Source organism: Pseudomonas sp. AP42, from assembly GCF_001728935.1.
GTDB lineage: Bacteria > Pseudomonadota > Gammaproteobacteria > Pseudomonadales > Pseudomonadaceae > Aquipseudomonas > Aquipseudomonas lactis.
The window spans coordinates 14,395-30,611 of the sequence record NZ_LYSO01000023.1 but is presented as its reverse complement, the minus strand read 5'-3'; the positions used below and the strand labels follow the sequence as shown (position 1 = coordinate 30,611).

General features: G+C 60.1%; 14 protein-coding genes. 8 read left to right on the top strand and 6 right to left on the bottom strand.

Annotation, left to right across the window (positions count from 1 at the left end):
* Positions 1-3 precede the first annotated feature (3 nt).
* A complete protein-coding gene (prpD, locus tag A7K61_RS11510) occupies positions 4-1,488 on the top strand; it encodes a 2-methylcitrate dehydratase (protein ID WP_069557566.1) in 1,485 nt (494 codons plus the stop codon).
* Positions 1,489-1,625: 137 nt separating this feature from the next.
* Here the strand turns inward: prpD and A7K61_RS11505 are convergent, their stop codons facing one another.
* The 5 genes from A7K61_RS11505 to A7K61_RS11485 are packed head-to-tail and all read right to left on the bottom strand — an operon-like array spanning position 1,626 to position 7,166.
* A complete protein-coding gene (locus A7K61_RS11505) occupies positions 1,626-2,372 on the bottom strand; it encodes an alanyl-tRNA editing protein (RefSeq protein ID WP_032895793.1) in 747 nt (248 codons plus the stop codon).
* Positions 2,373-2,374: 2 nt separating this feature from the next.
* Positions 2,375-3,367, bottom strand: coding sequence for a serine O-acetyltransferase (locus A7K61_RS11500; RefSeq protein WP_047711573.1), 993 nt, complete (start codon positions 3,365-3,367; stop codon positions 2,375-2,377).
* Positions 3,368-3,404: 37 nt separating this feature from the next.
* Complete coding sequence (locus A7K61_RS11495; protein WP_032895794.1) at positions 3,405-4,319, bottom strand: PLP-dependent cysteine synthase family protein; 915 nt, start codon at positions 4,317-4,319, stop codon at positions 3,405-3,407.
* 16 nt (positions 4,320-4,335) lie between these two features.
* Positions 4,336-6,198 carry a molybdopterin-synthase adenylyltransferase MoeB gene (gene moeB / locus A7K61_RS11490; RefSeq protein WP_069557565.1) on the bottom strand — a complete coding sequence of 621 codons (1,863 nt, stop codon included), beginning with the start codon at positions 6,196-6,198 and terminating at the stop codon, positions 4,336-4,338.
* Positions 6,199-6,221: 23 nt separating this feature from the next.
* Positions 6,222-7,166, bottom strand: a complete 945-nt coding sequence (locus A7K61_RS11485; protein WP_032897827.1) for a DMT family transporter — start codon at positions 7,164-7,166, stop codon at positions 6,222-6,224.
* A gap of 109 nt (positions 7,167-7,275) precedes the next feature.
* Between A7K61_RS11485 and A7K61_RS11480 the strand changes: the two genes are divergently transcribed.
* Positions 7,276-8,700 carry a PLP-dependent aminotransferase family protein gene (locus A7K61_RS11480; protein ID WP_003193301.1) on the top strand — a complete coding sequence of 475 codons (1,425 nt, stop codon included), beginning with the start codon at positions 7,276-7,278 and terminating at the stop codon, positions 8,698-8,700.
* 121 nt (positions 8,701-8,821) lie between these two features.
* On the opposite strand, the gene A7K61_RS11475 is transcribed toward A7K61_RS11480, so the two are convergent.
* Positions 8,822-9,640 (bottom strand): pyruvate, water dikinase regulatory protein, encoded by an 819-nt coding sequence (locus A7K61_RS11475; protein WP_003193298.1) that lies wholly within the window; start codon positions 9,638-9,640, stop codon positions 8,822-8,824.
* Positions 9,641-9,818: 178 nt separating this feature from the next.
* Here A7K61_RS11475 and ppsA point away from each other — a divergent pair, with 178 nt between their 5' ends.
* The 6 genes from ppsA (at position 9,819) to A7K61_RS11445 (ending at position 16,191) form a co-directional block, all read left to right on the top strand.
* A complete protein-coding gene (gene ppsA / locus A7K61_RS11470; protein ID WP_069557564.1) occupies positions 9,819-12,194 on the top strand; it encodes a phosphoenolpyruvate synthase in 2,376 nt (791 codons plus the stop codon).
* A gap of 106 nt (positions 12,195-12,300) precedes the next feature.
* Entirely contained in the window at positions 12,301-13,290 is a 990-nt protein-coding gene (locus tag A7K61_RS11465; RefSeq protein ID WP_069557563.1) for an alpha/beta fold hydrolase, read from the top strand.
* Between the two features lie 229 nt (positions 13,291-13,519).
* Complete coding sequence (gene rraA, locus A7K61_RS11460) at positions 13,520-14,011, top strand: ribonuclease E activity regulator RraA (protein WP_003193293.1); 492 nt, start codon at positions 13,520-13,522, stop codon at positions 14,009-14,011.
* Positions 14,012-14,036: 25 nt separating this feature from the next.
* Entirely contained in the window at positions 14,037-15,032 is a 996-nt protein-coding gene (locus A7K61_RS11455; RefSeq protein ID WP_014719487.1) for a zinc transporter ZntB, read from the top strand.
* A gap of 86 nt (positions 15,033-15,118) precedes the next feature.
* Positions 15,119-15,364 (top strand): hypothetical protein, encoded by a 246-nt coding sequence (locus A7K61_RS11450; RefSeq protein WP_003193290.1) that lies wholly within the window; start codon positions 15,119-15,121, stop codon positions 15,362-15,364.
* Positions 15,365-15,366: 2 nt separating this feature from the next.
* Positions 15,367-16,191, top strand: a complete 825-nt coding sequence (locus A7K61_RS11445) for a mechanosensitive ion channel domain-containing protein (RefSeq protein WP_003193288.1) — start codon at positions 15,367-15,369, stop codon at positions 16,189-16,191.
* The last annotated feature ends 26 nt before the right edge of the window (positions 16,192-16,217 follow it).

The window sequence follows — 16,217 nt, the reverse complement described above, 5'->3', positions numbered from 1 at the left end:
GCCATGAGCGCCAACGTCGACCAGAACAACCGCCCCGACTACGACCCGGTGTTGCAGGACATCGCCGACTACGTCCTCAACTACCGCATCGACTCCCAGGACGCCCTGGATACAGCCCGCAACTGCCTGATGGACACCCTCGGCTGTGGCCTGCTGGCCCTGCGCTTCCCCGAATGCACCAAGCACCTGGGGCCGATGGTGGAGGGCACCGTGGTGCCGTTCGGCGCACGGGTGCCGGGCACTTCGTATCGCCTGGACCCGGTCAAGGCCGCTTGGGACATCGGTTGCATCGTGCGCTGGCTCGACTACAACGACACCTGGCTCGCCGCTGAATGGGGCCACCCTTCGGACAACCTTGGCGGCATCCTCGCCGTGGCCGATCACCTGTCGCAAAAGCGCCTGGCCAATGGCGACGCGCCGCTCACTGTGCGTGCGGTGCTGGAAGCGATGATCATGGCCCACGAAATCCAAGGTGTGATTGCCCTGGAAAACTCCTTCAACCGGGTAGGCCTCGACCATGTGTTGCTGGTGAAAGTCGCTACCACGGCGGTCACCGCCAAGCTGATGGGGGCCAACCGCGAGCAACTGCTATCGGCGTTGTCCCACGCGTTTGTCGATGGCCAGGCGCTGCGCACCTATCGCCATGCGCCGAATGCCGGCTCGCGCAAATCCTGGGCGGCAGGCGATGCATCGAGCCGCGGCGTGCGCCTGGCAGACATCGCCTTGCGTGGTGAAATGGGCATCCCCGGCGTGCTGAGTGCGCCGCAATGGGGCTTCTACGACGTGCTGTTCAGCCACACCAACAAGGACCTGGCGCTCAAGCCCGAGGACAAGCGCGCCTTCAGCCTGCCCCAACCCTACGGCACCTACGTGATGGAAAACGTGCTGTTCAAGATCAGCTTCCCGGCTGAGTTCCACGCGCAAACCGCCTGTGAAGCGGCAGTCGCCCTGCACCCGCAGGTCAAGCATCGCCTGCATGAAATCGAGCGCATCGTGATCACTACCCACGAGTCGGCGATTCGCATTATTTCCAAGGTCGGCCCATTGGCCAACGCCGCTGATCGCGACCACTGTCTGCAGTATATGACCGCCGTGCCCTTGGCGTTCGGCAACCTGGTGGCCGAGCAGTATGAAGACGATTTCCACGCGGCCCACCCGATCATCGATGAGCTGCGCGACAAGATGGTCATCGTCGAAGACCCGCGCTACAGCCGCGAATACCTGGAGGCCGACAAACGCTCGATTGCCAACGCGGTGCAGGTGTTTTTCACGGACGGCACCTGCACCGAGCAGGTAGCGGTGGAGTACCCGATTGGCCATCGTCGCCGTCGGGTGAATGGCATTCCATTGCTGGAAGACAAGTTCAAGGCCAACCTGGCCACGCGGTTTACCGCGCAACGCAGCGCGCAGATTTTTGCGTTGTGCAAGGATCAGGCACGGCTTGAGGCGACGCCTGTGAACCGTTTCATGGACCTGCTCACCATCTGAAAAACAACACGGTCACTGTGGGACCTGGTTTGCCCTAACACCTGTAGGAGCGAGCTTGCTCGCGAAAAACCCATAGGCGCCGCGCTTATTCAGGAAGCACGCGTTGTCGTTGACGTTTTTCGCGAGCAAGCTCGCTCCTACAAAGGCAATGACGCAGGTTCAAACCGCAGTATCACCCGGCGGTTATGCTTGCTTTTCTTCTCGATCTTCTCGCAGAACACCCGGCCAATTTCCTCGGTATTGAGCACATGGGTACCGCCGCAGGGCTGGATATCGATGCCGGGGATTTCTATCACTCGCACCGAGCCCGAGACCACCGGCGGCGCAACCGCCTGGGTGCGGGTGATCTGCAGCAGCGTCGCGTACTCGGTGGCGGGCATCGACAGGGTCTTGACCGCGTGGGCCTGCTCGATCAGGGCGTTGAGGTCGTGGGTGAGGCGGTCTTTGTCCAGGGTCATTTCCGGCAGGTCGAAATCCAGGCGGCCTTTATCCGCGCTGATGCTGCAACCGGTCACGGGCGCGTCGATAAGAGAGCACAGCAAGTGCAGGCAGGTGTGCATCTTCATGTGCTGGTAGCGCCGTTCCCAATCCAGCCCGGCGTCAACCTGGACGCCAGCGGCCAACTGTTCGGGGCAGTGGTCCACCTGATGCCAGATGATCGAGCGCAACACCGGGTCGCGCACCGTGCCGGTCACTTGCACCCGTGTGCCGTCGGCCAGGGTGAGGTGGCCGGTATCGCCCGGTTGCCCGCCGCCGGTGGGGTAGAACAGGGTGTGCTCCAGGGCGATACCCTGTTCGCTGACGGCAATCACCCGGGCGCTGAAGGCGTTCTGGTAGGGCGCGCTGTCGAACAGCGCCAGGGTTTCCATGGTATGCACGGACATGTTCAACCTCCGACGATCAATGGGGTGGCTTGCAAGAGGTGGCGCACCAGTGCGCTCAAGCCAGGGGGAGAGAGCAGGGTGATTTCAAATTCCGGCCCGCACACCTTCAGGTTCAGCGGCAGGCGAGGCAGTTGTTCATCGTTGTCGAGGCGACGCAGACGAAACTGCAGGTGGTGGCGCTCTTTCACCGTGGGTTCGAGCATCAGCCCTTGCAGGGGATGAAAGTCGGCGTCCAGCACGGTGACCTTGTGGCCGACACTCACTTCGCCCACCACGTGCAAGCGCTCATCCAGGGCAAAGGCGCCGAGGTAGTTGCTGTGGTCCGATTCATCGTTTTTTTGCAGTTGGATCTGGTTGACCACCTTGACCTTGGTGCCTGCCGGCACGTCCTGGGTAATCACGCAGGAGGGGCTGATAAATACGTTGTCGCCGATCGAAACATAGCCCAGCACCCGGGCGCCGGCGCCGACTTCGACGTTATTGCCCAGGCGCGGGTGGCGCTTGCCGTCCGGGTTGTTGGCGATACCCCGCGCGCCCAGGGTTACGCCGCAGAGGATGTAGCAGTCGTTGCCGATCACGCAGGTTTCGCCGATGACGGTGCCGTAGCCATGGTCCAGCACAAAGCGCCGGCCAATACGCGCTGCCGGGTGAATCTCGGCGCCGGAGAGGATTTTGCCCTGGTTGCTCAGCTTGAGGGCCATGCGCGAAAAATCGCCGTTGTCAGCGGCCTGGAAATGCCACACCAGGTGCGCAAGGCGGTAGAACAGCACGGCCTTGAACGAGGCGTAGGACTCCAGGATCAACTCACCGCGGCCACGGGACGCCGGGTCGCGATAGGCATAGGCGATCAGGTCTTCGGCCACTGCCTGGGCGGCGTTCTGGATCAACGGCGCCAGGTGCGGTTCCAGCTGCTTCATCTGCCCGGGCGTCAGGGTGGTGATGAGGTGGGTCAGCAACTCATCGTGCAGCTGTTGCATGTCGATAAAGCCCCCCATGGAGACACCCCCGTATGTTGAATGGTTAAAAGCCCGGTTATTCGAAGCTGGGCAGGTAGCTGTCGGCATTGTCGTAGACCATGGTCAACACCACCGTTTCGGGCGGCAGTTCGGGGGCAAGTTGGGCGATGGCGACCATGTTGGCGGCCGAAGACAGCCCCAGGCTGATGGCATCGGTGCGCATGATGCGTTTGATCATGTCCAGGCAATCGGCGTGCGACACCTTGAGCATGCCGTCGATCACATCCAGGTTGAGGATGCTGGGGATCAGGCCAATCGACAGGCCCTGAATCGCGTGCGCGGCATGCTGGTCTTTCAGCAAGTCGCATTCCTCCGGTTCTACGCCCATCACCCGCAGCGCCGGCCAGGCGGCCTTGAGGGTTTCGCCGATACCGGTGATGTGGCCCCCGGTGCCTATGCCGCTGACGAAGTAGTCCACGCGCTGTTCACCGAAGGCGCGCAGGATTTCCGGGGCGGTGGTGTCACGGTGGGTTTGGGGGTTGGCGCCGTTGCGTTGCTGGTTGAGCATCACGTAGTTGGGGTTCTCCAACTGCAGCTCCATGCACTTTTCACCGTGGGAGTTATTGCCCAGGCGACTGTCGGACAGCACGACCCGGGCGCCGTACAGGCGCAGCAGCTTCTGTTTTTCCGGGCTGTAGTTGTCGGGGATCACCAGCACCACTTTGTAGCCCAGCACATTGCCGGCCATCACCAGGCCAATGCCGGTGTTGCCGCCACTGGGTTCGATGATGGTCTGCCCGGAATCACGGATCAGCACACCGCGGCGCTCGGCATCCAGGATCATGCCCAAGGCGATGCGCGCCTTGTGGCTGCCGCCGGGGTTGAGGGACTCCAGCTTGGCGTAGACCTCGATGCCGAGGTCTTCGGAAAACTGGGCCAGACGCACGATCGGCGTTTGGCCGATCACGTCGAGGATGGAGTTATGCAGCATCAGTACGCCCCCACCCTCAGTACAACGGCATGTCAGGTTCGACGTCGCGAACCCAATGTTTCATGCCGCCCTGCAAGACTTTGGTATTGGCAAAGCCGGCTGCCAACAGGGTGCTGGCGGCTTGCTCGGCGCGAGTGCCTGCGTAGCAGATCAGGTAGTGGGTATTGTCGCGGCTCAGGCTGGCGAGCTGCCCATCCAGTTCTGCCAGCGGGATATGCACCACGCCGGGTAATTTGCACACTTCCAGTTCGCTGGCGTCACGCACGTCCAGCAATACATCGGCGCTGCTGGGGTGTTCGAGCACTTGCTTGAGCACCTGGGGCTTGATGTAGCGTTCTGCGGCCAGGGAGGGCTGGTTCGGTACGGCATCGGCGCAGGTGGCCGGCGCGACGGTTTCGCTGTGGCGCAGGTCTGAACAGCAGGGGCAGTCGGCGCGGCGCTTGAAGCGGATCTCGCTGAACTTCATCGCCAGTGCGTCGAAGCGCATCAAGCGGCCGGACAAAGGTTCGCCAATGCCGATCAGCAGTTTGATCGCCTCGGTGGCCTGGATCATACCGACCACGCCCGGCAACACGCCGATCACACCGCCCGCGCTGCAATTGGGCGCCAGCTCAGCGGGCGGGGCCTTGGGGAACAGGCAGCGATAGCACGGCCCACCTTTATAGTTGAGCACGCTGATCTGCCCGTCGAAACGGTAGATGGCGCCGTACACCAAAGGTTTGCCCAACTGCACACAGGCGTCGTTGACCAGGTAGCGGGTGTCGAAATTGTCGGTGCCGTCGATCACCAGGTCATAGGCGCCCACCAGTTCCAGGGCGTTGTCAGTGTCAAGCGCGGTGTTGTGCGCGTTGATCTGGATATAGGGGTTGAGGTCCAGCAGGCGTTGCTTGGCGGACTCGACCTTGGGCATGCCCAGGGTGCTGTTGCCATGCACAATCTGGCGTTGCAGGTTGCTGCTTTCCACCACGTCAAAGTCCACCAGGCCCAGGGTGCCGATGCCGGCCGCCGCCAGGTACAGGCTGATGGGCGAGCCCAGGCCGCCGGTACCGATGACCAGCACCTTGGCTTTCTTCAGGTTCAATTGGCCCTCGCGGCCGACGCCCGGCAGGGTGATGTGGCGCACGTAGCGCTGTACTTCTTCGTTGCTCAGTGTGTCGATGTCCATGCCGCCGGAGGTGGCGAGCAATACTTCGATCCGGGCTTTTGCTGGCAGCGGTTCATCGGCGTCGATCAACTCCTCCTCGGCGGTAAACAGGAAGTGTTCCTTGAGCTGGTCGTTCTTTTCATGGAACAGGTGCTGACGCAATTGGGGGTGATCGGTGCAGAGATTTTCAATGACTTCGCGCAATGTCGATCCGGCGCCCTCAAGGGTCGATTCCGGCAGCTTGGCCACGCGAACCAGAATGTCGGGGAAAGAGACAGCGTTCATGGACAACTCCGTGTGCAGGTCGTTGAAAGGTTGAAGGGAGAAATGCTTGCCATCCCAGGCAAACAGCTTGGAGCCCAGGGCCTGGCCCTGACGAACATCCACCACCAGGTAACTGACGGGGAAGATCGGCTCGCCCAGGAACAGCGCCTTGTCCTGGTCTTCGTCACTGAAATAGGCGCCCACATCCGGGTGTGAGTGGTAGATCACCACCACCGGGTTGTCGCTGCGAAACGCCTTGTTCATCAGCAGGGTGTCGGCCACCGAAAAGGTGTAGCCATTGGCCGCGCTGCGTGGGTACATCTGGGGGTTCTTGCGGTGCAGCTCATTCTGGATATTGCTGCCCAGGTACACGCTGCCGTCGGCGAAGACAAAACCACAGCACTCCTCGGGGTAGCTGCGGCTGGCGTGGGCGTAGATCTGTTCCAGGGCGGTGGGGCGGAGGACGTCCATGTTTCTCTCGCGTTGGTTGAGGGTCACTTTTTCTTGGCCATGAGTTTTTCAATCGGCAATTTGGTGATCGCAAAGCCGGCCAGCAGGATTGCCGAGTACAGCATCAGGTCGCGGGAAATTTCCACGCCTTCGTACCAGGCACCGATGATGACCGCGAACACCGGGAAGATGATGAAGACGAACGACAGGATGATCGGGCTCAGGCGCTTGAGCAGCATGAAATACACAATGAACCCGCCCACCGAGGCCACCAGGCCCAGGTAGAACAGCGCGCTCCAGGAACGCAGGGTGATGGCGTCGAACGTCGGCGTTTCAAACCACAGGCCGGCCAGGAACAGCATCAGCCCGGCAATGCCGATGGGCAGGGTGTTGTAAGTGATGACGCTGATGGCGCTGCCTTTTTGCTTGGTAATGACATAGCACAAGGCGTGCATGATCGCGGCGCTCAGAATGGCCAGCACCCCGAGGAACTCGGCGTGGTCCAGGTGCAGGCCCTGGCTCTTGATGATCATGTAGAGGCTGCCGAAACCGATGCCGATGCCGACCACCTGAGAAAAATAGATACGTTCGCGCAGGAACAGCGCGGAGAAGATCAGGATGAACACCGGCATGCAGCTGAACAGCAGGGCGGTGAGGCCCGACGACACATGCATTTCGCCGTAGTTGAGCAAATAGTAGGGAACGCTGAAGTAGGACAGGGTCACGAATACGAAGAACCAGCGGCTTTCCCGGGGAAACAGGATCGGCTCACGGCGCACCATGGCAAAACACAGGAACAGCGGAAACGCGATGAGAAAGCGCAGGCCGGCGGATGTCAGCGGCGGCACGCTCTCGACGGCGATCTTGATGCCCAGCCAGGTGGTGCCCCAACTCAGGCACACGATAAGGAACATCACGCTGGTCACCAGCCCGGCGAGCCACTGTTTTTGTGTTTTTGTTTTTGCAGTGTTTTCGAGAACGGCGGACATTGGCATCGTTTATTGCTTCCCTGAGCCGGAATTGAACTCTATATTGAACTTGTAATGAGTTATGTTTATCGGCGATTGAACCCGTAAAAGCACACTATTAGGGCGAAAGATGGCTGTCAAAACAAATATTGACATGGTGTCAATTATGCGTGAGGGCTTGTCCAACGGGCAGGGCGTGAAGTACAAGCGCCTGTCCGATGTGATGGAACGGGGCATCCTCGAAGGCTTGATTGAACCGGGACGAAAACTGCCGCCCCATCGGGTGCTTTCCGACAATTTAGGCGTGACCATCGGCACCATCAGCCGGGCCTACGGTGAGCTGGAACGCCTGGGCCTGGTGGTTGCACGAGTCGGTGACGGCACTTTCGTGCGCAAGCGTGGGATGGAGCGCCAGCGTGATGAGGGCTTTCGCAATTTCAGCGAGGAGCCGCGCCAGTACTTCGACATGAGCCGCAACATGCACATTCCCGGGCAAGAGACGGTGTTTCTCGCCCAGAGCTTCCAAACCCTGTCGACCAACGCCAAGTTCCTCCAGGACATCAGCGCCTACACCCCCGACGCCGGCCTGCCGCGTTACCGTGAAGCGGGCGCGCAATGGCTGGTGCAGCGCGAGTTTCATCCGATTCCGGAGCAGGTCATCTGCGTCAACGGCGGCCAGCACGGCTTGCTGTGCGCCATGATGGCGTTGCTGCGCGCTGGCGATACGGTGGTCACCGAGCAGTTGACTTACCCCGGGCTGATTACCGCTGCGCGTATGCTGGGGGTGCGGCTGATCGGCCTGGAGATGGACGAGGAGGGTGTGCTGCCCACGGCCCTGGATGAGGTCTGTCGTAATCACCGGATTTCGGCGTTGTATTGCACGCCGACTATCCAGAATCCGACGACCGCCGTGTTATCGGTTGCGCGCCGAGAAGCCTTGGCCAGGGTGTGTCGCGAACATAACCTGCTGATTCTGGAGGACGAAGCCCACGGTGTGCTGGTGGAGGACCGTCCGCCGCCCCTCAGCTATTTCGCGCCTGAACGTACGATTTTGATCAGCAGCCTGAGCAAGGCGGTGTCGGCCGGTTTGCGGGTGGGCTACGTGCATGCGCCACCGGCGCTGGTCAGCCGCATCTCGGCGGCGATCCGTTCGACCTGCTGGATGGCCACACCTGTGACCTTGGAACTGGCGACCCAGTGGATCGAAAACGGCACGGCGGAATATTTGTTGCGTCAGCAGATCAACGAGATCAGTCGGCGCAAGACGCTGGTCGAAGATTTATTGACGGGCCTGGCCTATCGCACTCACCTCAACAGCCCGCACTTCTGGATCGAAGTCCCCGAGCCCTGGCGGGCGTCGGAAATCGAGGCAGAGCTCAAGCAGAACAATTACCTGATCGCCACCGCCGAGGCGTTTGCCGTGGGGCAGACGGCGGTGCCGCAGTTTATTCGGGCGAGTATCTGCAACACGTCGGGCGATGATCAGTTATTGCGCGAGGGTTTTGATGCGCTGGCGACGGCGCTGGGGCAGGGGGGCGGGCGGTTTCATCTGTGAGACCGCGTTATCGTTCTTCGCGAGCAAGCCCGCTCCCACATTAGACCGAGATCCTGCTTTGGAATACGGTCAAAATGTGGGAGCGGGCTTGCTCGCGAAAGCGCCAGTTCAGGCAATACAACTATTTGAATCTGCGCTCCACACCCTTCTCCACCAAAATCTTCGCCGAAATCTCTTCCACCGAAAAATGCGTGGAATTGATGTGCGCAATATTCTCGCGGCGGAACAGATTTTCTACTTCACGCACTTCAAATTCACACTGGGCATAGCTGGAGTAGCGGCTGTTGGGCTTGCGTTCGTTGCGGATGGCGGTCAGCCGGTCCGGGTCGATGGTCAGGCCGAACAGCTTGTGTGAATGCGCGCGCAAAGCGGCGGGCAAGGTCAGGTGTTCCATGTCGTCTTCGGTCAGCGGGTAGTTGGCCGCACGGATACCGAATTGCATGGCCATGTACAGGCAGGTCGGGGTCTTGCCGCAACGCGATACGCCCACCAGGATCAGGTCGGCCTTGTCGTAGTAGTGGGTGCGGGCGCCGTCGTCGTTGTCGAGGGCGAAGTTCACCGCCTCGATACGCTCCATATAGTTGGAGTTATGCCCGATGGAGTGGGACTTTCCGACGGAATAGGACGAATGTTCACTCAACTCCTGTTCCAGTGGCGCCAGGAAGGTAGAGAAAATGTCGATCATGAAACCATTCGACGTTGCGAGAATCTCACGAATGTCTTGATTGACGATGGTGTCGAAAATGATCGGGCGAAAACCGTCTTTTTCAGCCGCCAGATTGATTTGTTGTACCATGGCCCGCGCTTTATCCACGCTGTCTATATAAGGCCGGGTGAATTTGGCGAAGGTAATGTTTTCGAACTGCGCGAGCAGGCTCTGACCCAATGTTTCGGCTGTAATGCCGGTGCCGTCGGAAATAAAGAAAGCAGATCGTTTCATTTGAGCCCTGGGCCTTAAGCTGATGGCGAATCTTGGATATGATAGGCGCGATTTTGCCGTCCCGCAGTGGGCTGCATTCTCACTTATTTTCCAGGTCCAGGCCACAAGCGCTGGCGTTAGCTCCTACTGAGCAACCCGCGTCCTGAGCTTTTCCAACACAGAAAGTGGAGAGATCACCTTGGTAGAGTACGTAGTTTCCCTCGATAAGCTCGGCGTCCATGATGTAGAGCATGTGGGGGGCAAGAACGCATCCCTCGGCGAGATGATCAGTAATCTTGCAGGCGCTGGTGTCTCGGTGCCCGGTGGTTTCGCCACCACGGCCCAGGCTTACCGCGACTTCCTCGAGCTGAGCGGCCTCAACGCCCAGATCCACGCCGCGCTGGACGCCCTGGACGTCGATGACGTCAACGCCCTGGCCAAGACCGGCGCCCAGATCCGCCAGTGGATCATGGAAGCCGAGTTCCCCGAGAAGCTCAACGAAGAAATTCGCACCGCCTTCGCCACCCTGTCCGCCGGTAACCCGGACATGGCCGTTGCCGTGCGCTCCTCGGCCACCGCCGAAGACTTGCCGGACGCCTCCTTTGCCGGCCAGCAGGAAACCTTCCTCAACATTCGCGGCGTCGAAAACGTGATCCGCGCGGCCAAGGAAGTGTTTGCCTCCCTCTTTAATGACCGTGCGATTTCCTACCGCGTACACCAGGGTTTCGACCACAAGCTGGTGGCCCTGTCTGCCGGCGTGCAGCGCATGGTGCGTTCGGAAACCGGCACGGCCGGCGTGATGTTCACCCTCGATACCGAATCCGGTTTCCGTGACGTGGTGTTTATCACCGGCGCCTACGGCCTGGGCGAAACAGTGGTACAAGGCGCGGTCAACCCGGACGAATTCTACGTACACAAGGGCACCCTCGAAGCGGGTCGCCCGGCCATCCTGCGCCGTAACCTGGGCAGCAAGGCCATCAAGATGATCTACGGCGACGAGGCCAAGGCCGGTCGCTCGGTTAAAACCGTTGACGTCGACAAGGCCGAGCGCGCGCGTTTCTGCCTCACCGACGCTGAAGTCAGCGAGTTGGCCAAACAAGCGATGATCATCGAAAAGCACTACAAGTGCCCGATGGACATCGAGTGGGCCAAGGACGGTGACGACGGCAAGCTGTACATCGTGCAGGCGCGCCCGGAAACCGTGAAGAGCCGCACCTCGGCCAACGTCATGGAACGCTACCTGCTCAAGGAAACCGGCACCGTGCTGGTGGAAGGTCGTGCCATTGGCCAGCGCATTGGCGCAGGCAAGGTGCGGATCATCAAGGACGTGTCCGAGATGGACAAGGTCCAGCCGGGTGACGTACTGGTTTCCGACATGACCGACCCGGACTGGGAACCGGTGATGAAGCGCGCCAGTGCCATTGTCACCAACCGTGGCGGGCGTACCTGCCACGCGGCGATCATCGCTCGTGAACTGGGGATTCCGGCGGTCGTGGGTTGTGGCAACGCCACCCAACTGCTCAAGGATGGCCAGGGCGTGACCGTGTCCTGCGCCGAAGGCGATACCGGCTTTATCTTCGAAGGTGAGCTGGGCTTCGATATCAAGCAAAACTCCATCGACGCCATGCCCGACCTGCCCTTCAAGATCATGATGAACGTCGGCAACCCGGACCGCGCCTTTGATTTCGCGCAGTTGCCGAACGCCGGTGTGGGCCTGGCCCGTCTGGAATTCATCATCAACCGCATGATCGGCGTGCACCCCAAGGCACTGCTGAACTATGACGGTCTGCCGCTGGACATCAAGGAAAGCGTCGAAAAGCGCATCGCCGGCTACAACGACCCGGTAGGGTTCTACGTCGAGAAGCTGGTCGAAGGCATCAGCACCCTGGCTGCGGCGTTCTACCCGAAAAAGGTCATCGTGCGTCTGTCGGACTTCAAGTCCAATGAATACGCGAACCTGATCGGCGGCAAGCTCTACGAGCCAGAAGAAGAAAACCCGATGCTGGGCTTCCGCGGTGCCTCGCGTTACATCAGCGAAGCCTTCCGTGACTGCTTCGAGCTCGAATGCCGTGCGCTCAAGCGCGTGCGCAACGAGATGGGCCTGACCAACGTCGAGATCATGGTGCCGTTCGTGCGCACCCTGGGCGAAGCGAGCCAGGTGGTGGACCTGCTGGCCGAAAACGGCCTGACCCGTGGCGAGAACGGCCTGCGCGTGATCATGATGTGCGAATTGCCGTCCAACGCCATCCTGGCTGAAGAGTTCCTGGAGTTCTTCGACGGTTTCTCCATCGGCTCCAACGACCTGACCCAGTTGACCCTGGGCCTGGACCGCGACTCGGGGATCATCGCCCACCTGTTCGACGAGCGTAACCCGGCGGTCAAGAAGCTGTTGGCCAACGCCATCCAGGCCTGCAACAAGGCTGGCAAGTACATCGGCATATGCGGCCAAGGCCCTTCGGACCACCCTGACCTGGCCAAATGGCTGATGGAACAGGGAATCGAGAGCGTTTCGCTGAATCCCGATTCCGTGCTGGAAACCTGGTTCTTCCTGGCTGAAGGCCAAGCGTCCGCCTAAGATCGCCTGGTCAAAAGTGCCGGTCACTCGTTGCGGGTGACCGGCATTCTTATCTGTACAGGGCGGGAATCCTTGCGGACGCCGCCCTTTTTTGTGCAAGAGCATTATGCAAAGCAGCAGCAATCTATTTCCTGTCGCCCTGATCAGCGCTGAACGTCGTGGCGACCTGAGTGAAGATGTCTATCGGCTCAAACCCGGTAACAGCCCGGACGGCACCGTCGAGCTGGCGGTGACCCGTTTGGGCCTGGCCGATGTCCCGGAAAACCGGGGCACGCCGATTATTTTATTGCATGGCAGTTTTTCCAATCGGCGTTTCTGGTATTCGCCCAAGGGCATCGGCCTGGGGGCCTACCTGGCGCGTCGCGGATTTGATGTGTGGATCCCGGAAATGCGCGGCCATGGCTTGTCCAAGCGCAATCACGACTACGCCAGAAACCGTGTCGCCGATTACGCGCGCTACGATTTGCCGGCTGTGGGGGCGTTTGTGTCTGAGCAAAGCGGGCAGGTTCCGCACTGGCTCGGGCATTCCCTCGGCGCCACCACCTTGGCTGCGGCCTTGGGCGGGCAGCACTTGGATGCATCTGCGGTGGCATCGGTGGCGTTGTTCGGCTGCCAGGTCAGTCGTAACCATTGGCCGTTGAAAATCCCACCGGTGCAGTGGGGTGGGCGCTTTATTCTCAAGCGCCTTGGCCACCTGTCGGGCCCGCGCTTCAAGCGTGGGCCCGAGGACGAACCGGCCGGGGTGATGATCGAGGCGATGCGTTGGAACGGCCTGTTCGGCCGGTTTGGCGATGCCGAGCATGACTGGTGGAAAGGCTTGGCGCAGGTCGATGTGCCACTGTTGGCAGTGAGCGCAGCGGGCGACCGGCAAGACCCGGACTGGGCCTGCCGCAAGCTCTTCGAGCAAGTGGGCAGCGAGCATCGCCAGTACCTGTGCCTGGGGCGTCAGCAAGGTTTCAGCGAGGATTTCGGGCATGTGCAGATGCTGGTCAGCAAAGCCGCCCAGGCCCAAGTGTGGCCTTTGGTCGAGCGTTGGTTGAACGACCCGCTGACACCTTTATTCGGCACGCAGCCTGAGGTGGCTGCAACGGTTTGACGAAACGCTCTGCCAGGGGCGTTTCACTCTTGAAGGGTTGCGGCTAAGATATGACGCGCCAGGCGCTTCTGGTCATATTCAGTCGCGTAACGTGTATTGCGTTGCGCTGATCGGGGTTTGATCATGGCCGCCGCCAAGGCGCAGGCACTTAAAGAATGCCTGTCGCGGGGCGTTTTCTTGATGTACACCGTGGATGTTCGACCTCTTCTTTGATGACAGGAGTTTCTCGATGAACCATTACGTGACCCCCGACCTGTGTGACGCCTACCCGGAGCTGGTGCAGGTAGTGGAGCCGATGTTCAGCAACTTCGGCGGACGAGACTCCTTTGGCGGCGAAATTGTCACCCTCAAATGCTTCGAGGATAACTCCCTGGTCAAGGCGCAGGCTGACCTGCCGGGCGCTGGCAAAGTGCTGGTGGTCGACGGTGGCGGTTCCCTGCGCTGCGCGCTGCTGGGTGACATGATTGCCGAGAAAGCCGCGAAAAACGGTTGGGAAGGGCTGGTGATCTACGGGTGTATCCGTGACGTCGACGTCATTGCCCAGACCGACCTGGGTGTGCAGGCCCTGGCCTCGCATCCGAAAAAAACCGACAAGCGCGGCCTTGGCGACCTGAACGTGGCGGTGACATTCGGGGGCGTGACGTTCCGCCCCGGTGAGTACATTTACGCCGACAACAACGGGGTGATCGTGTCGCCCAGCCCACTGAAAATGCCTGAATAAACTGCCGTAACCGATTGGGGTGAGGATGTTCGAAGAAGAAAACGCGCAATGGGGCCTGGTGCATGCCCTGGTGCTGGACGGTAAAGGCGGTGCGCGTTCGATTGCCCGGACTGAGCTCGACGATCTGCAGTTGCAGCCCCAGGAAAGCCTGTGGCTGCACTGGGATCGCAGCCATCCTCAAACCCAGACCTGGCTGCGTAAATCCAGCGGCCTGAGCGAGTTTGCCTGTGACCTGCTGCTGGAGGAGAACACTCGCCCACGCCTGTTGCCGCTGCCGGACGCCGAATTGCTGCTGTTTCTGCGCGGGATCAATCTCAACCCAGGCGCCGAGCCCGAAGACATGGTGTCGGTGCGCATCTTCGCCGCTGCCAACCGAGTGATCTCGTTGCGTTTGCGCCCCTTGCGCGCCACCGATGAGTTGCTGGTGCAACTGGCAGACGGTAAAGGCCCCAAGACGGCATCCGAGCTCATCCTTTATATGGCTCAGTACCTGACCAATAAAGTGCAGGATCTGGTCGCTGGCTTGTCTGAAATCGTCGATTCCGAGGAAGAAAAACTCGATGCCGACGAACGGTATACCCCGGAGCATGGCAGCGTTCTGCAGATCCGTCGAAGAGCCGCCGGACTTAAGCGCTTCCTGGCCCCCCAGCGGGATATTTTTGCCCAGCTCACGCGGATCAAATTGGCGTGGTTCTGCGACGACGATGCCGACTATTGGAATGAATTGCACAACAGTCTGACCCGTTACCTGGAAGAGCTGGAATTGGCCAGAGAGCGCGTGGGGCTTGTGCTTGAGGCCGAAGACCGGCGTTTGAGCCTGCGCATGAACCGCACCATGTACCGCTTCGGGATCATCACCGGGATCTTCTTGCCGATGAGTTTTCTCACCGGTCTGCTCGGTATAAATGTGGGTGGTATTCCGTTCTCTGCCAGCCCTTATGGATTCATGATTGCGTGCCTGTTGATGGTGTCTGTGGCATTGGGGCAATGGTGGTTATTTCGACGATTGCGCTGGGTTTGACCTGAATATGACCTGAACGTAAGAAAGGGCCGATGTGACCCGATGAATTTTACCCTCGTCTTTTAAATCACTTGCGAGAGGTCTCTATGCACGATCCGTTCGAACAGTCTTTGCGTGACATGCTCAATGCTTCGCCATCCAACCGTGATGACGATGCTTGCCTGGGCCGCGTACTGAAAACCGCCAACCGTCAGGTAGGGGCGGGTGACCTGTTCGGTCTGCTCGGGCGTTGGGTGCCGGCATTGATGATGGCCCTGAACAACGGTTCGGCCCATGTGTCACCGGTTTCCCGTCGTAAACCTCTTGCTAGCACTGCTGATAAGGCTGATTGAATATGGAACTTGATCTCTGGACCCAGAGCCTGGTCACCGCGATGACCGCATTGTGGACCAAGGTGGCGAATTTCATTCCCAACCTGTTTGGTGCCCTGGTCCTGGTATTGCTGGGTTTTGTCGTCGCCAAGCTGCTCGATACCCTGCTGTCCAAATTGCTCGCCAAACTGGGCCTCGATCGCCTGATGGCCGGCACTGGCCTGACCAAATTGCTCGGCCGCGCGGGGTTGCAAGTACCGATTTCCACCCTGATCGGCAAGATCGTCTATTGGTTCGTTCTACTTATTTTTCTGGTTTCTGCGGCGCAGTCCCTTGGACTTGAGCGAGTTTCAGCTACGCTCGACATGCTGGCACTGTATTTGCCGAAAGTGTTCGGCGGCGCGCTGGTGCTGCTGGTGGGGGTTTTACTCGCGCAATTGGCCAACGGGCTGGTGCGCGGGGCCGCCGAAGGCGTGGGCTTGGACTACGCGGCGGGCTTGGGGCGAATCGCCCAGGGGCTGGTGATCATCATCAGTATTTCTGTCGCGATCAGCCAGTTGGAGGTCAAAACTGACCTGCTCAACCACGTGATTGTGATTGTTTTGATTACCGTTGGTCTGGCAGTTGCGCTGGCCATGGGGTTGGGAAGCCGGGAAATTGCCGGTCAGATTCTTGCGGGAATCTATGTGCGTGAGCTGTACCAAGTTGGGCAACAGGTGCGTGTGGGCGAGGTCGAAGGGCAAATCGAGGAGATCGGCACAGTCAAGACGACCGTGCTGACCGATGACGGGGAACTGGTGTCGCTGTCTAACCGGATTCTCCTGGAGCAGCAGGTCAGTAGCCGCTAATCCGGCAAATCCTGCTAATGTACGCC

Coding starts and splice junctions, on each gene's coding strand:
- prpD (WP_069557566.1), top strand. CDS start 4: ATGAGCGCCAACGTCGACCAGAACAACCGCCCCGACTACGACCCGGTG.
- A7K61_RS11505 (WP_032895793.1), bottom strand. CDS start 2,372: ATGTCCGTGCATACCATGGAAACCCTGGCGCTGTTCGACAGCGCGCCC.
- A7K61_RS11500 (WP_047711573.1), bottom strand. CDS start 3,367: ATGGGGGGCTTTATCGACATGCAACAGCTGCACGATGAGTTGCTGACC.
- A7K61_RS11495 (WP_032895794.1), bottom strand. CDS start 4,319: ATGCTGCATAACTCCATCCTCGACGTGATCGGCCAAACGCCGATCGTG.
- moeB (WP_069557565.1), bottom strand. CDS start 6,198: ATGGACGTCCTCCGCCCCACCGCCCTGGAACAGATCTACGCCCACGCC.
- A7K61_RS11485 (WP_032897827.1), bottom strand. CDS start 7,166: ATGTCCGCCGTTCTCGAAAACACTGCAAAAACAAAAACACAAAAACAG.
- A7K61_RS11480 (WP_003193301.1), top strand. CDS start 7,276: ATGGCTGTCAAAACAAATATTGACATGGTGTCAATTATGCGTGAGGGC.
- A7K61_RS11475 (WP_003193298.1), bottom strand. CDS start 9,640: ATGAAACGATCTGCTTTCTTTATTTCCGACGGCACCGGCATTACAGCC.
- A7K61_RS11465 (WP_069557563.1), top strand. CDS start 12,301: ATGCAAAGCAGCAGCAATCTATTTCCTGTCGCCCTGATCAGCGCTGAA.
- rraA (WP_003193293.1), top strand. CDS start 13,520: ATGAACCATTACGTGACCCCCGACCTGTGTGACGCCTACCCGGAGCTG.
- A7K61_RS11455 (WP_014719487.1), top strand. CDS start 14,037: ATGTTCGAAGAAGAAAACGCGCAATGGGGCCTGGTGCATGCCCTGGTG.
- A7K61_RS11450 (WP_003193290.1), top strand. CDS start 15,119: ATGCACGATCCGTTCGAACAGTCTTTGCGTGACATGCTCAATGCTTCG.
- A7K61_RS11445 (WP_003193288.1), top strand. CDS start 15,367: ATGGAACTTGATCTCTGGACCCAGAGCCTGGTCACCGCGATGACCGCA.